Below are 14,991 nucleotides of genomic sequence, written 5' to 3'. Positions count from 1 at the left end.
GGCTGACCTGCGATCTCTGCGCTTGTCGCAGCTATCGCTGTACACCAATCTGGCGCCCATGACCTCACCGCACACGATCGCCGTCCTTGGCTCGGGACGCATGGGCGACGCGATCGCAACACGACTGGCTGGCAAGGACTGGGACGTCGTCGGCTGGACACGCTCCGGGCACACGTCGGGCGCCGTCGAGACGGCCGGCGATCCGCACGAGGCCGTGGCGAAGGCCGGCCTCGTGATTCTGGCCTGGTTCGACGGTCCGGCCTGCCGGCAGGTCCTCGAAGACGTCCGTGGCTCGCTGCGAGCAGACACGATCGTGCTGAACACCTGCACGATCGCTCCGACCGAGGCGTCGGAACTGGCCCGGCACATCGGCAAGTCCTACGTGCACGCTGCCGTGTTCGGCTCTGTACCTGCTGCCTCCGCCGGCACCCTCCAGATCTTCACCGCTGCCCACCAAGACGCGTTCGATCGAGTACGACCGGTTCTGGAAACGCTGGGCACCGTGCGGCGCGTCGACGACGCCTGCACCGCCGCTTCGCTCGCGCTGATCGCCCACCACGGCCTCGCCGGCGCCGAACCGGCGCTACACGACTCGCTGCGGCAGTCCGACGCCCTCGGACTTCCCCGCGCCCAGGCGCTGGACGTCCTCGAACTCGGCCAGCTCGGCAGGCTCGTATCCGGCCAACGCCCTTTTCTCGTAGGTGAGTCGGGCGCGGCCGCCGCTGAGTTCGCCATCAGCGCGCTGGCCAATGACACGGCCCATCTGGCTGCCGCGCCGAACACCCCCCTTCGCAGCGCAGTCATGCCGGCCGACACCCCTGCCGACCCCGAGTCCGAGATCGCTGTCGCCGCCACGGTCCCCGCCGTGCACGACTCCGTACTCGAACCGCTCCGCGCCTACATCCGCGGACACTCCACCGGCGACCCGACTCACTTCCGGGGCGCGTTCCTGCCCACAGCCCACATCGAAGGAGTCCGGGACGGCACATTCGTCTCGTGGCCCCTGGACGAATACTGCGCTCTCTTCCCCGGCCGGCCGGCCCCCGACGAACCGACCCGGTCTCGGCGCATCGACACCATCGATGTCCACGACACCGTCGCGACTGCCACCATGTCGCTCTCGCACGGCACGGACACGTTCACCGACGTCTTCTTGTTGGTCCGAGTCGACGAAGACTGGCGCATCGCCAACAAGGCGTACCACCGCCATTCCTGAGAGAGTGTCAGCGAAGGTTTACGGCCCAGGCTGCGGCGGATGCTTCGCACAGGGCGACGCGGCGAGGTGAGGCGAGTGCCGACGGTAGATGGTCCCGCGGATCGAGCCGGTGATCGGCCGAGGCTGATCCATCACCGGCTGCCTTGCGGAGACAGCCTGACCAACAACCAAATGAGCAACGGCACGACACCACGAGTCCAGCCTTTAGTGGTCGGTTCTATCCCTCGCCCTCCTGAGACCGACGTTCCTGCTGTAGTCGTAGTCCTCGACGTTCGCAACGAGCAGTTCTCGCGTGGTGTCAGAGGTGACGTTTTCCGCCGGGTGGACGTGCGCGGTGGGGACACACCGGCCGGGACGGAACCGTCCACTCCCGGTGCGGACCTCAGGACCGGTCCCGCTCCTCCCCCTCCAGCAGGAGCCGTTTCTGTGGCTTCCCCATGGCGTTGCGCGGCACCGCCTCGATGAAACGGACCTCACGCGGTCGCTTGTGGACCGACAGGCGCGCCGCGACGAATTCGGTGAGCTCACCGCCACTGACGCCCTCAGCCACGACGAACGCCACGATCCGCTGGCCCAGATCGGCATCCGGGACACCCACCACCGCTGCCTCCCGCACCCGGGGATGGTCCAGGAGCGCGTTCTCCACCTCGCCCGCCCCGATCCGGTACCCCCCGGACTTGATCATGTCGGTGGAGGCACGCCCCACGATCCGGTGCACACCCTCCCCGTCAACGGCCGCAATGTCACCCGTACGGAACCATCCGTCCTCCGTGTACGCGGCCGCCGTCGCCTCCGGCCGGCCAAGATAGCCCGAGAACAGCGTCGGCCCCTTCACCTGGAGCTCACCGATGTCCGCGCCCGGCTCGGCCACGACCCGCGTGGCGACACCCTCCAGCGCGGTGCCGACGGTGCCGGGAGCCACCTCACCTCCCGCGCGCCCGCTCACCGTGATCAGCGTCTCCGTCATCCCGTACCGCTCCACGACCCTGTGCCCCGTCAGCCGTTCCAGGTCGTGGAAGACCGGAGTCGGCAGCGCCGCGCTCCCGGACACCAGCAGCCGGGCCCCCGACAGTGCCGCCGCCGCACCCGGCGCCGCCGCGATCCGCGACCACACGGTCGGCACACCGAAGTACAGGCTCCCGCCCGCCGCCGCAGCCGCCGCGTACGCCTCCGGCGTCGGCCGGCCCGTATGCACAAGTCGGCTCCCCGTCCGTAGAGCCCCGAGCACGCCCAGCACCAGCCCATGGACATGGAACAACGGCAGCCCGTGCACGAGAACGTCCTGCGCGGTCCATTCCCATGCCCCGGCCAGCGCGTCCAGGTCCGCGATGATCGCCCCCCTGCTCAGCACCACGCCCTTGGGCACACCGGTCGTCCCCGACGTGTACAGAATCAACGCCGGATCCCCCAGCCCCGTCGCACCCGCCGCCGGTAGGGCACCGGGCGACGGCGCACGGCGGGCGAAATCCACCTCCAGCAGCCGGGCACCCGAATCCCGCAGGATGTGGTCGCGCTCCACCGGCCCCGCGTCAGGCGGTACCGGCACACAGGGCACGCCCGCCAGCAGACCGCCCACCACCGCGGCCACCGTCTCCAACGAAGCAGTCGCGGTCACCGCGAACGCCGGAACCGGCCCCCACCCGGCAAGATCCGCGGCCACCGCCCCCGCCGCACCCAGAACGTCCTCGTACGACGCGGCACGACCCGCGACTGAGACGGCATCCGCACGGTCCCCGAAAACCCCGGTAAGAGCAGTCAGCACAACAACACCCCCAAGAACAACAACAGGAAGAGACAACCTCACCACACCACAGGGCCACACACACCACTCCGCCCTTATGATCAGCCACACCCCATACCACCGCACGGCACGACCCGGCACACCCCGCCCGGCACAACCGCCAGGCCCGGCACCGCACGGCCCTGCACAGCACGCCCCGCCGGCCCTCGCACGGCCCTGCACGGTCGCGACCGTCGCGACGGTCGCCAGCCACGACCCAGCACCGCCCAGGGCCCGGTCCTGGAACGGGCAACCTGCCGCCCCGGCCCGACAGGGCACCGCACGGCCCCCACGGCCCGGAGGCACCTACCGGAAGACCACGGAAAGGAACCACGTGGAAATCGCACGAACCTTAATCCTGATCGCCGCAACCATCACCGCCGGACTCATCAGCGGCCTCTTCTACGCATTCACCGTCGCCGTCATGCCCGGCCTCGCCCGAAGCACCGACAAGACCACCATCGAAACCATGCAGAACATCAACAAGGCCATCCTCAATGGCTGGTTCATGCTCGCCTACCTCGGCGCACCCCTCTTCATCACCATCGCCCTCATCCTCCACGCCACCGACCCCGACACGCGGAACGCCCTCCTCCCACTCGCGGCCGCACTCGCCACCTGCCTCGCAGCCATGGTCATCACCGCCCGCATCAACATCCCCCTCAACAACGCCCTCGAAGAAGCCGGGCCCCCCGAACACCACACCGACCCCACAACCACCCACACCACCCGCACCACCTACGAAGCCCCCTGGAACAACGCCAACACCTGGCGCACCGTCCTCACCACCCTCACCCTCGCCCTCCTCGCCTACACCCTCACCCTCCACTAGGCCGTTTCCCGCGGAGCACCTCGCCGCCCAGATGAGGATGGCTGCGAGGCGGAGGCAGGCGAGGTGCATGGTGGTGGTCTTGTCGTTGCGGGGCGGCCGGACGCCGGATTGGCCGCGCCGCTTCGGCTTGGCGATCTGGTCGACGGGCTGTGGGAGGACTGCCCGAATCGCGTGGGAGGAGTAGGCCTTCTCAGCGATCACGGTCTCGGGACGGATGCGGGGCGGCGCAGTTGCCGGGGCACCGGTGCTGCAGCCATCACCTCGTCGAACGCGGATGCATCACCCACCTGCCCCCGTGTGACGTGGAACGTCAGGGTCCGGCAGAGGCCGTCGGCCGCGCGGTGGATGGGGGCATGGTGCGCGGGTCGTTCTCGAGAGCCCTTCTGTCGAGCTCCGGCTGCGTCTTGGTGGGCGCGGACGATCGCTCCCAAGTGCCGTCAGCGGCCCAGTTCCGCAGCGTGGCGGTGATCCCGCCAGCGGCCACGTGTCCTCTGTGTCCGGTCCGACGACGGCAGCAGCAGCAGCAGCAATCCTGGCCCATTGGGCTGTACTTAACGACACGCCAGACCGACGAGCCAGTGGTTCGAAGGACGCGATACCCGTGCGGTCGCGCCAATCCCGAAGGTCACGCCGGTCTCGGTGATCGGTCCGTCATCGGTGTTGTGCGACCAGAGGGTGACCGTCCCCGCCACCACCTCGGGGGTGGCGGGATCGGGGACGGTCATCGTCATGTTCATCAGGGATCTTTGCACGGCATCGATCGCGGAACGGTTCCGGCCGGAGAATCGGGCTCGAGACCAGCCGCCGGGCACGTCGAAGCAGGCCACGTGCCGGAACCTGTCACCGCCCCCTGCTGCCCTTCGCGGGCCGCAGGGCCGATTGCCGCTGTCCGGCTGGAGCACCACCGACTCAGGGACTCGGTCCAGTCCGCGGCTCTCACTGCCTCACACGTTCGCCATGCAATCGGGCGCACCCCGACGCGTGGGATGAACGACGTCTGGGAGTCATGAGACCTCCCGGTTGCCGCAGGATGCCCCCCCCTCCCCCCGCTACGGACTGAGCCTGACGCCCTGCTGCTGGCGGCCTGCTCGGCGGCGACCACCTTCTCGTGCACTCCGGGCAGGTTGAGCATCGCGTACGCCCCGGCTCTCCCCGTCGGGACAGTGGTCCGGAGCTCCAGGCCGAGCACAGAAGGGTCCTGTCCGTTCTCGTGGCCCAAGGCTCCGAGGATGGCCGGCGGGCTGGTAGGGGAACGTTGGGAGCTCGTCCTCGTCCGAAGGTCCTGACCTTGATTCTGCCGGCCGTCTGCGCCGCCTACCCGAGTCTCGCGCCGGCGACCCTCAGTTCCGGCCCTCGACTGCTGGTGCTCGAACTCCTCCGCAGAGATCTCGGATCTCGGATGCCTGCGGCTGGTTGTGCCAGCCGTCGAGCACGGCCTCGGCCGGAGGCCGTGCTGCGGTTCATCGCACTCGGGCGAACCGGCCGGGCCTGCACCGCGGCGGCGGGTCGGGTGGGCCCCTGCGTCCTCGCGAACCTCCGCGAGCGCAGCAGGCCCGCCCGACCCGGCCGAGCGCAACGTGATCGTCGGATCAGATGACGCCCTGCGCCAGCATCGCGTCCGCGACCCGCTCGAAGCCGGCGATGTTCGCACCGGTGACGTAGTCGCCCGGGGCGCCGTACCGCTCGGCGGTCTCGTGCGCGACGGCGTGGATCGAGCGCATGATGGCGGCGAGCTCGTCCTCCACCCGCTGCCCGCTCCAGGCGACCCGGCCGGCGTTCTGGCTCATCTCAAGGGCACTGACCGCTACGCCGCCCGCGTTGGCCGCCTTGCCGGGCCCGAACGCGACCCCGGCCTCCTGCAGGATCCGTACGGCCTCGGGCGTGGTCGGCATGTTGGCGCCCTCGGAGACCGCCTTGACCCCGCTCGCGACGAGCGTACGGGCGGCCTGCGCGTCCAGTTCGTTCTGCGTGGCGGAAGGGAAGGCGATGTCCGCCGGCACCTCCCAGACACTCCCACCAGGGACGAACCGCGCCGAGGATCCGCGTCGCGCCGCGTACTCGCTCACGCGCCCGCGCTCGACCTCCTTGACCTGCTTGAGCAGGGCGAGATCGATGCCCTTGTCGTCGACGACGTAGCCCCGGGAATCCGAGCAGGTCGTCGGGTTCGCGCCGAGCTGCTGGAGCTTCTCGATCGTGTACAGCGCGACGTTGCCGGAGCCGGAGACCACCGCTGCCAGTCCGTCCAGCGACTCGCCCCGGACCTTCAGCATCTCGGCGGCGAACAGCACGCTGCCGTAGCCGGTCGCCTGCGGCCGGATCGCGGAGCCGCCCCAGCCCTGCCCCTTGCCGGTCAGGACGCCGGCCTCCCAGCGGTTGGTGATGCGCCGGTACTGGCCGAAGAGGTAGCCGATCTCGCGGCCGCCGACACCGATGTCCCCGGCGGGCACGTCGGTGTGTTCTCCGATGTGCCGGTGGAGCTCGGTCATGAAGGACTGGCAGAACCGCATGACCTCGGCGTCCGACCGGCCGTGCGGGTCGAAGTCGCTGCCGCCCTTGCCGCCGCCGATTCCGAGGCCGGTCAGGGCGTTCTTGAAGACCTGCTCGAAGCCGAGGAACTTCACCACGCCGATGTCCACCGACGGGTGGAAGCGCAGACCGCCCTTGTACGGCCCGAGCGCACTGTTGAACTCGACGCGGTACCCGCGGTTGACGTGGACGCGGCCACGGTCGTCCTGCCACGGGACACGGAAGACGATCTGCCGCTCGGGCTCGGTGAGCCGCTCCACCAGGGCCACGGCCGGGTCGGCGTACTCGGGCCGGGCGGTGAAGACGGGGGCCAGGGTCTCGAGGACCTCCCGTACCGCCTGGTGGAACTCGGGCTGTGCGGGATTGCGGCGCTCGATCTCGGCCCGCAGTGCTTCCAGCCTGTCCTTCGAGTCCTTCACGTGTGTCCCTCCAGGGAGTGCGCGGTGCGCAGACGACGGCAGGTCCATGGTGTCCGCGGGGGCGCGGATACCAGTTGATTTCGGGCTCGACGCGCTCCGAACACTCGCTTTCGGAAAAGTTTTTCCGGAGCGCGCCCCTCTTTCGGAGGCTACCCCGCAGGGCGCTGCTCTGGGGAAGGCTTCTGTTCCGCGGACAAAAACCTGCCATACGCAGGTGTGTGCCGGCCGGCCTGAGCAGCAGACATTTCTGCGAATCCCACGCACCACCGGGCTCCACTGCCCCTACCAGCTGCAAGCTCGACAATTCGATCACCCACGCGCACCCGCGCACCACGGGGATGGACGGACATCGAGTCGGCCATCTGGTGACGTCCTGGTGGTGGACCGGTGACGGCGGCCGGGCGGTCCACGGATGCCGGTCAGGCTGCGGTTGCGCAGTCCTTCCCGAGTCGTCGGGCGAATGCCCGGGCGGCGACCAAGTCGTCCTCGTCGGGACGCTGTTTGTTGATGCCCCCGATCAGACGGAACGGCATCCACGTGTCGAGCGCGCGGCAGGTGAAGGTGTCCACCACCGCGAAGCCCCTGCCTTCGAGCAGGCGCACCAGCGGACGGGTGAACGGTGCGAACGCCAACTCCGGCAGGCCGCTCGTGGCGAAGACGAAAGCCGGCCCCCTCGACGTCGTCGCCCTCGACCCCGATCCCGGCCTCGACCCCGTCCCCGGCCGTGGCACGGCCCGGACGAACCCGAGCAGGTCCCGGTGCATCCGCTGCGAGAAGACACCGGAGCCGAAGCCCACGAGGTCGTAGCCCGGCAGGTCCGAAACCTCCACCTCGTCCGGCGCGGCCACCCGCGCATCGAGCACTTCGGCCATCGCCCGCGCCACCCGCCGGGTGTTGCCGTGGGATACCGACGTGCATACGAGCAGAGTCTTCATCAGCGTTCCCTTCGTCCGTCGCCTCCTAGCAGAGACCGAAGGGGCGTGCCGAATGTGACAACGTCGCCCCAGGGAACCCCGCTGCGCCCCCGGCCGGGCCCTCCCCGCCAGTGGCGTACGACCTGCACTGTTCCTCAACGGCGTTTTCTCACCGGATCCGGGCCGATCAGCCAGCGCGGAGCGCTATCGTGCCTCACTTGCAGGCGTGCGCAAGTCGGCGAGCAGCTGGTGCGCGTACTCGTCCTCAGGTCCCAGGTCCTCAACCGCCCGACAGGCTTCCTGCGGCCGACCTGTCCCGTACAGCCACCTCACGAGGTGGTACGGGGCCCCGCCGTCGCCATCACCAGCGCGGTTGCGTAGCTCCGTCTCCATGCCACGCTCGTAAAGCGATCTGTTGAGTCTCCGACATGCGTGGACGTCTGTGACCGCGAGTTGGGCAGGGGGCTCCCTAGGGAGGTCTGCACCAGGGACGGGGCGATGGGGCCCGGCTGTGTCGCGCGCTGGCCTCGATGTCGTTGCCGAGGGCGGCGCACGGTCGGATCGTACTGGCCGCGGACGTCCCGCCGTGGCTGCGGCCGGACGCCAACGCCTGCCCTGACCGGTCCTTTTGCCACACCTTCGGCCGGGGGGAAAGCACCAGGTGGTGCCGGGCTGACCGTACTCGATCGCGGCTACGCTGGAAACCGGCCGGACTTCGTGGACGGCGGTCCTGGACGCGGTCCGCCTGGAGCCCGGCGCGGACCTCGCCCCAGTGACCACGGTCCAGCTCCGCGAGGTCGAAGCGGGGTGGCCCGGAGGTCCTGGCCGTGCTGGACGGCGGATACGACGCTCCCCGCACCGCTCACCTGCTGAGCGACCCGCCCGTCGAGTTCCGCGGCCGGCTCCGTTCCGACCGCGCAGGCGCGGGACCGGCTGCACCCCCGACTGACCCGGCGGGCGGCCCCGGATCGAGTACGACGGGCCGTTGCCCATCATCGAGGCACCGCCATCCGCCTGGCCGTGGAGGAACGGCCGAGCGGCGGTGTCAACAGGCCCGTCTGGCCGCGGTGGTCGAGAACCGGCGCCGGCACCGCGGACGTCGACCGCCGCCGGGGCGACCACCAGGGTCGAAGTACCGCCGCCCGGCCACCCGTCGCGACGTGGGACGCGCTCTCGCCACCGGCGACGCATTCAGCCGTTCCACCCACCACGAAGTCGGCACCGAGCCCCTCAGAGCAGGCTGACAAGCCCCTCGCCTAGCGGCTCATTTGTCCTTCCCGGTGATCATGTCGATCAGGCCGTGGGACGTGTTGTCGTCCGAGAAGATCTCGGAGAGCTCGACGCCTTCAAAAGTGGCGGGCTCGGCGCTGCGGAGGAACATCGCCTGCTCGTACTCGGTGAGCGCGGCCTCGATGTCGTCGGGGTGCGCGGCGATGGCTTGGCCGAGTTCGGCCCCGTCGAGGAGGGCCAGGTTGGCGCCTTCGCCGTTCGGGGGCGCGAGGTGGGCTGCGTCGCCGAGCAGGGTGACCCCCGGCACCCGGTCCCACCGGTGCCCGGTCGGCAGGGCGTAGTGGGGGCGGAGGACCGGCGCCGTGTCGCCGTCGGTGATCAGGGCGGTGAGTTCCGGTGCCCAGCCGTCGAACTCCCGCGCGATCCGCGCGGTGGCCGCGGCGGCATCGGTGAAATCGATGGCGTCGAACCAGTCCTGCGGCCTGGCCAGCGCCACGTAGGTGTGCAGGGTGTCGCCGCTTTCCCGGTGCGCGAAGATCTCCCTGCCCGGCGCGGGCGCGATCAGCATCCCGCCGCCGACCGCCTTCGCGGCGGCGGGATGCCGGGTGTCGGCGTCGAAGAGGTACGTCTCGACGAACGACGTGCCGGTGTACTCGGGTGTGGCGGTGGAGAGCAGCGGCCGGACCCGTGACCACGCCCCGTCCGCACCGACCAGCAGGTTGGTGGAGACGGTGCCGCCGTCGACGAACGTCACCTCGTAGCGGCCCTCGCCGAGGGCCCGGGTACTGCTGGCCTTGCGCCCCCACCGGACGGTGCCGGCGGGGAGCGAGTCGAGCAGGATCCGGCGCAGTTCACTGCGCTGCACCTCGGGGCGTCCACCCGTGCCGTCGTCGGCCTTGTCGAGCAGGACGGTCCCGTCCCGGTCGAGGACCCGCATCGCCTGGCGGCCCTCCAGCACGATGGTGTGGAACTCGTTCATCAGGCCGGCCGCCTTGAGGGCGAGCTGCCCGTTGTAGTCGTGGATGTCGAGCATCCCGCCCTGCGTGCGCGCCGACGGGGAGGACTCCGCCTCGTAGACCGTGACCGGGACTCCGCGGACGTGCAGGACGCGGGCCAGCGTGAGTCCGCCGAGTCCTGCGCCGATGATCGTGACGGGCGTGTGCATGATGACTCCTTCGAGATCGGGCCGCCCGGTGAGCTCCGGGCGGCCGTCTCCGGAAAGGTGTCAGGCCCAGCCGACGAGCCGCCGACGAGCCGCCGACATCGGACCGACAGCCCCCGACAAACGGCTGACACCGGGGCTCCGCCACCCGCTCACCCGGAGCACAGCCCGATCCGCCAGGAGGAGGCCTGCCGCACGGTCTGACGCGGATGTTCCACGGGCCCCCGAGTTGGCCGAGTGCGGCACGAACGGTGGCCGTGGTCCGCACCAGGGCCCTCCTGAACCCGAGGGTGACCACTGTGGCGGGCTGGAGCCCGACGCTGACCACCGTGGCGGGCTGGAGGCCGCCTCGGAACGGAGGCCCAGTTCGGCACCGCCAGGGGTTCAGGAGCAGGCACTCGGCTGAGGCGCCACGGGTGCGCCGCGTCGGTACGACGCGACTGCGCAGGCTATCCCTTATCTTCCCTTTTGCCGGGCAGGCTGGTGCGCGCCGGGAGCGTCAGCGCGCGGTCGGCTCGGCCGGCCCTCGACAGGCAGGAGCAGAGTGATGGCGGAGAGCCCCGAGGTGTCCGACAGCCCCGCGCAGCCGCCTCCGCGCGACTGCGTCAACGAGCCGATCGCCGGGATCGTGGCCGAGTTCGTGGGCGAGCGGATGGGGGACCGCGTCGCCCAGGGGCAGGATCCCCTCCTGCGCCCGGTCTTCACCAAGTTCCACGGTGCGGCCCGCGGTGTGCTGACGGTCGCCCCCGACCTGCCGCCCGAACTCCGCATCGGTTTTCTCCAAGCCGCGGCGGACGGAGGCGGGCTGACCGCCTGGGTGCGCATCTCCAGCGACACCCAGCCGGAACGGCCGGATCTGCGCAGGACCGTCGGATGGGGCATCAAGCTGTTCGGCGTGCCGGGGCCGAAGCTGCTGCAGGACGACACCCGGGCCGACACCCAGGACCTCGTGCTGCAGAACCACGACGTCTTCTTCGTCGACACGGCCCGGGACATGTGCGAGTTCCAGCTGGACCCGGCGGCGTACCAGCAGCAGCACCCCCTCACCCGGCAGATCCTCGCGGACATGCGCAAGCCCGTCGAGAGCACGCTCACGTCGACGTACTGGGGCGTGTTGCCGTACTCGTTCGGGCCGGACCGGCACGTGAAGTACAAGCTCTCCCCGGCCGGCTGCGCGGACGGTGACCCCGGGGCCACGCCGCCGGACGAGGACCCCTCCTTCCTGCGCGGGGACCTGCGCCACCGCCTGGCCGCCGGCCCGGCCGCCTTCGACCTGCTGCTCCAGTTCCGAACGGACCCGGACCGGATGCCGCTGGACCGGGCCACCGTGCGCTGGGAGGAGGGCGAGAGCGCGCCCGTGAAGGTGGCGAGGCTGACCCTGCACCAGCAGGACACGACCGTACGGGGGCAGGAGGAGTACGGGGACAACCTCGCCTTCAACCCCTGGCACGGCCTGTCCGAGCACCGTCCGGTCGGCAGCATCGCGGAAGCCCGCAAGGTCGTCTACCACGCGGCGGCGGCCCGGCGGCGCGACGCCAACGGCATTCCGGCGGCGGAGCCCGGTCCCGCGCGGCCGGCGGCCACCGAACCGCACGGACGCGACACCCGGATCGTACGGGCCGCCGTGCACCCGGCGATCGGGGTGGCCCGGGTCGGCGACAGCGCGGAGGGGTTCTTCCTCGCTCCGGAGGTCGACGGGGCTCCCCCACCGGCCACCGGCACGTACAAGGACGCGAGCGGCGCGCTCAAGCGGCAGGCCGTCCGGTTCCGGGTGTACGGCTACAACGCCGCCGGCGAGGCGGTGGCCGAGCTGACGGCGGACAACGCCGACCTGCACTGGACCGTGGAGGTGGCCAACAAGAAGGCCGCCTGGTACCAGTTCCAGCTGGCCCTGGACATCCCCGAGGCGGCACAGGCACCCGCGACCACGCTGCGCAACCTCACCACGGTGCCCGCCGGGGAGCGCCACCGGCTGGCCATCACCCCCGGGCGCCGCTCGATCCGGGGCCGCGAGCGCGCGGGGAAGCCCGAGTACGCCTTCGACTCGGGCACGTTCTTGGGGCATCCCGTCTATCTGGGCGAGCTGCGCACCGATGGCGCCGGCCGCCTGCTCTTCCTCGGCGGACGCGGCGTGTCCGCCTCGTACCCCACCGCCCAGGCGACACACTTCGCCAACAACGACGGCTGGCACGACGACACCTGCGACGGCCCGGTCACCGCGCGGGTCCGCATCGACGGCAGGGACGTTCCGGTCGATCCGGCTTGGGTGGTGGTCGCTCCCCCGAACTTCGCACCGGAGCTGAAGTCGGTGCGCACGATGTACGACCTGATGTGCGACACCTTCGTCGCCGCGGGCATGCTGGCACCCCCGGAGCGGGTCTCGTTCACCCACGACGTGCTGCCGGTGCTGCGCCGCCTGTGCGAGCTCCAGTGGGTCAACCGCGGCATCGCGGCCCTGTTCGGTCATGGTGGGCGCGAGCACTTCCTGGCCCCCGAGCGGCTGACGGAGCTGGCCGGCCACGGCGCCCGGCGCGACGAACTGCGCCGGCAGATCTGGGCGATGATGCGGGATCCCGACCGCGACGGGCTCTCCCCCGTACCCTGGCCGCCGATCTACGGCGACTCGATGAGCGTGCGACCGGTCTCCGCGCGGCAGCACCTGGCGCTCTCCCCGTTGCAGTACGACATGCTGGCCCGCTGGGCCGCCGGGGACTTCGACGCCGACTACGTTCCCGGGGCCGCGCCGCCCACGGCCCTCGACGGCCTACCGCTCGCCCAGCGCCCGGCGGCCCTCGACCGGGCCGCCCTGTCGTACTGCCTGGCCGACGCTTTCCACCCCGGCTGTGAGCTCACCTGGCCGATGCGGCACGCCACCTTGTACTCCTCGCCCTTCCGCGTGCGCCACCGCGACCCCGCCCGGCCCGAAGCCGACTACGGCTCCACGCTCACCCCGCAGACGGCGCTCGCCGTCGACGGTCCGGTGTACGCGCAGGAGCCGGGCGGTCTGACCCGCTGGATGGCCGTGCCCTGGCAGACCGACACCGCCCGCTGCCGCTCGGGGTACTACCTGGGCTTCGGGCCGCGGTACGACCCGTACCTGCCCACCTTCTGGCCGGCACGGGTGCCCAACCACGTGTTGACGGAGGAGAACTACCGGACCGCCATCGACCCGGCCGCCGCCCCCGAGGACCGTCGTACCGCTTTCGAGGACAGGGCGGTGTGGGACAGGTGGCTGCCGTCCGACCGCATCGCCCAGATGAACGCCATGGTCAAGGACTTCGGCAAGCTCGGCATCGTCGCACGGCGGGAGGGCCCCGCCACCGGTAGCGGCTCCGGTGACGGCTCCGGCTCCGGCTCCGGCTCCGGTGCAAGCTCCGGCTCCACCTCCAGTGACGTGGTGAATCTCCCGGCAACCATGCTGGTGGAGTCCGAAGTGAGCTTCCATCCCGAACAGGCTCCGCCACCGCTCCGGAACCTGGTGTGCCTGCACGTGCCCGAGGCCGCCGATCCCGCGGTGCGGGAGGAAGCGGTGGCCGCCGCCATCGCCGCGGCCGGCCGACCCGACGGGGAGGTGCTGGCGGGGTACTTCGAGAAGGTCGCCCGCTTCCCGGAGACGCCGTGACCGCTCGGACCGGCCCGGTTCCCCGCGCCGGGCGGTTCGAGGCCGTCGTGGCCGGGGGCGGCCCGGCCGGTGCCGTCGCCGCCCTGGTCCTGGCCCGGGCCGGCCGACACGTCCTGCTGGTGGACGGGGGCCCACCGGGCACGGCCTCCGCCGCCTTCACGATCGGCGAGACCCTGCCGCCCGCGGCCCGGCCGCTCCTGCACGACCTGGGGCTCTCGGCCGCCTTCGCCTCCGACGCGCACCTGAGCTGCCCGGGTACCGACGCGTCCTGGGGATCGGCGCAGTTGCACGGCCACAGCCACCTGTTCGACCCGCACGGCCACGGTTGGCACCTCGACCGGGCCCGTTTCGACGCCTTCCTGCGCGAAGCCGCGGTGGCCGCGGGCGCGCTGATCCGGCGTGCCGTCGTGATCGACCACCGCAGCACGGCCGGCGAGCAGCACCTGCTGGTGCGGGAGCGGGACGGCACCGTACGGGAGGTGTGCTCCGACTGGGTCGTGGACGCGACCGGCCGCCGCGCCCTCATCGGCCGCCGTCTGGCCCTGCGCCGCCGGCAGGATCGCCTCGTGGCCGCGTTCACGCTGCTCGGCGCGCGCGGGGCGGACGGTCACGCCGGGGACCTGGAGTTGCGCACCCTCGTCGAGGCGGTGCCCGAGGGCTGGTGGTACACCGCGAGGGTTCCCGCCGGGCGGGTGGTCGCCCATCTCACCGACGCCGACCTCGCCACTGCCCGGCTGCGCACCGCGGACGGATTCCGGTACGCGGCGACGCGCACCCGGCACGTACGGGACCGGCTGAGCAACTACGACCCGGCCGACTCCCCCGCGCCGCGGTGGACGGCCGCCCACGGGCTGCGGCTCTCCCCGCCGGCCGGCCCCGGATGGGTCGCCGCCGGGGACGCCGCGATCGCCTTCGACCCCCTGTCCTCCCAGGGCATCCTCACGGCCCTGCACACCGGGGTCCGCGTCGGCCGGACCGTCGACCGGTGCCTGGCCGGCGACACGGGCGCCCTCGCGTCCTACGCCTCGTTCCTGGACGGCATCGCGGACGCCTACCACCACCATCACGCACAGTCCTACGCCGAGGAGCGACGGTGGCCGGCGCACCCGTTCTGGCGCCGCCGGAACGGGTGGCCGCAGTGACCCGGAGGGCGGCGGTGGGGGGCCCTGAGCCCTGTCGTCACAGTCCCGTCGGGCCCGCCACTTTGACGACAGGACCCGGGCGTTCACTCGTCATCGGCCCCATCGGCACCGTGGGTATTCAGGGATGGGGATGACACCATGCGGTGTC

General features: G+C 71.3%; 9 protein-coding genes. 4 read left to right on the top strand and 5 right to left on the bottom strand.

What is annotated here, in order from left to right:
- The first annotated feature begins 58 nt into the window (after positions 1-58).
- Positions 59-1,216, top strand: a complete 1,158-nt coding sequence (locus OG594_RS43785; RefSeq protein WP_266608874.1) for a nuclear transport factor 2 family protein — start codon at positions 59-61, stop codon at positions 1,214-1,216.
- 382 nt (positions 1,217-1,598) lie between these two features.
- Here OG594_RS43785 and OG594_RS43780 read toward each other — a convergent pair whose 3' ends face one another.
- Entirely contained in the window at positions 1,599-2,978 is a 1,380-nt protein-coding gene (locus OG594_RS43780) for an AMP-binding protein (RefSeq protein ID WP_266608073.1), read from the bottom strand.
- 352 nt (positions 2,979-3,330) lie between these two features.
- On the opposite strand from OG594_RS43780, the gene OG594_RS43775 reads away from it, so the two are divergent.
- The gene (locus OG594_RS43775) at positions 3,331-3,828 is read left to right on the top strand and encodes a DUF1772 domain-containing protein (RefSeq protein ID WP_266608071.1); all 498 of its coding nucleotides are present in this window, start codon (positions 3,331-3,333) and stop codon (positions 3,826-3,828) included.
- Between the two features lie 551 nt (positions 3,829-4,379).
- Here OG594_RS43775 and OG594_RS43770 read toward each other — a convergent pair.
- From OG594_RS43770 to OG594_RS43755, 4 genes are all read right to left on the bottom strand, one after another.
- A complete protein-coding gene (locus tag OG594_RS43770; RefSeq protein ID WP_266608070.1) occupies positions 4,380-4,655 on the bottom strand; it encodes a hypothetical protein in 276 nt (91 codons plus the stop codon).
- A 762-nt stretch (positions 4,656-5,417) separates the two neighbouring features.
- Positions 5,418-6,821, bottom strand: a complete 1,404-nt coding sequence (gene gdhA, locus OG594_RS43765; protein ID WP_266608069.1) for an NADP-specific glutamate dehydrogenase — start codon at positions 6,819-6,821, stop codon at positions 5,418-5,420.
- Positions 6,822-7,192: 371 nt separating this feature from the next.
- Entirely contained in the window at positions 7,193-7,708 is a 516-nt protein-coding gene (locus OG594_RS43760) for a flavodoxin family protein (RefSeq protein WP_266608068.1), read from the bottom strand.
- Between the two features lie 1,243 nt (positions 7,709-8,951).
- Entirely contained in the window at positions 8,952-10,082 is a 1,131-nt protein-coding gene (locus tag OG594_RS43755; protein ID WP_266608067.1) for an NAD(P)/FAD-dependent oxidoreductase, read from the bottom strand.
- Between the two features lie 544 nt (positions 10,083-10,626).
- On the opposite strand from OG594_RS43755, the gene OG594_RS43750 reads away from it, so the two are divergent.
- Together OG594_RS43750 and OG594_RS43745 are read left to right on the top strand one after the other, a co-directional pair.
- The gene (locus tag OG594_RS43750) at positions 10,627-13,701 is read left to right on the top strand and encodes a LodA/GoxA family CTQ-dependent oxidase (protein WP_266608066.1); all 3,075 of its coding nucleotides are present in this window, start codon (positions 10,627-10,629) and stop codon (positions 13,699-13,701) included.
- Complete coding sequence (locus OG594_RS43745; protein WP_266608064.1) at positions 13,698-14,843, top strand: tryptophan 7-halogenase; 1,146 nt, start codon at positions 13,698-13,700, stop codon at positions 14,841-14,843. Before OG594_RS43750 ends, OG594_RS43745 begins: the two co-directional genes overlap by 4 nt.
- Positions 14,844-14,991 lie beyond the last annotated feature (148 nt).

The organism is Streptomyces sp. NBC_01214 (assembly GCF_026340975.1).
Lineage (GTDB): Bacteria > Actinomycetota > Actinomycetes > Streptomycetales > Streptomycetaceae > Streptomyces.
The sequence above is the reverse complement of the archived record's forward strand: the minus strand, read 5'-3'. Positions and strand labels throughout refer to the sequence as shown.

Coding starts and splice junctions, on each gene's coding strand:
- OG594_RS43785 (WP_266608874.1), top strand. CDS start 59: ATGACCTCACCGCACACGATCGCCGTCCTTGGCTCGGGACGCATGGGC.
- gdhA (WP_266608069.1), bottom strand. CDS start 6,821: ATGGACCTGCCGTCGTCTGCGCACCGCGCACTCCCTGGAGGGACACAC.
- OG594_RS43760 (WP_266608068.1), bottom strand. CDS start 7,708: ATGAAGACTCTGCTCGTATGCACGTCGGTATCCCACGGCAACACCCGG.
- OG594_RS43755 (WP_266608067.1), bottom strand. CDS start 10,082: ATGCACACGCCCGTCACGATCATCGGCGCAGGACTCGGCGGACTCACG.
- OG594_RS43750 (WP_266608066.1), top strand. CDS start 10,627: ATGGCGGAGAGCCCCGAGGTGTCCGACAGCCCCGCGCAGCCGCCTCCG.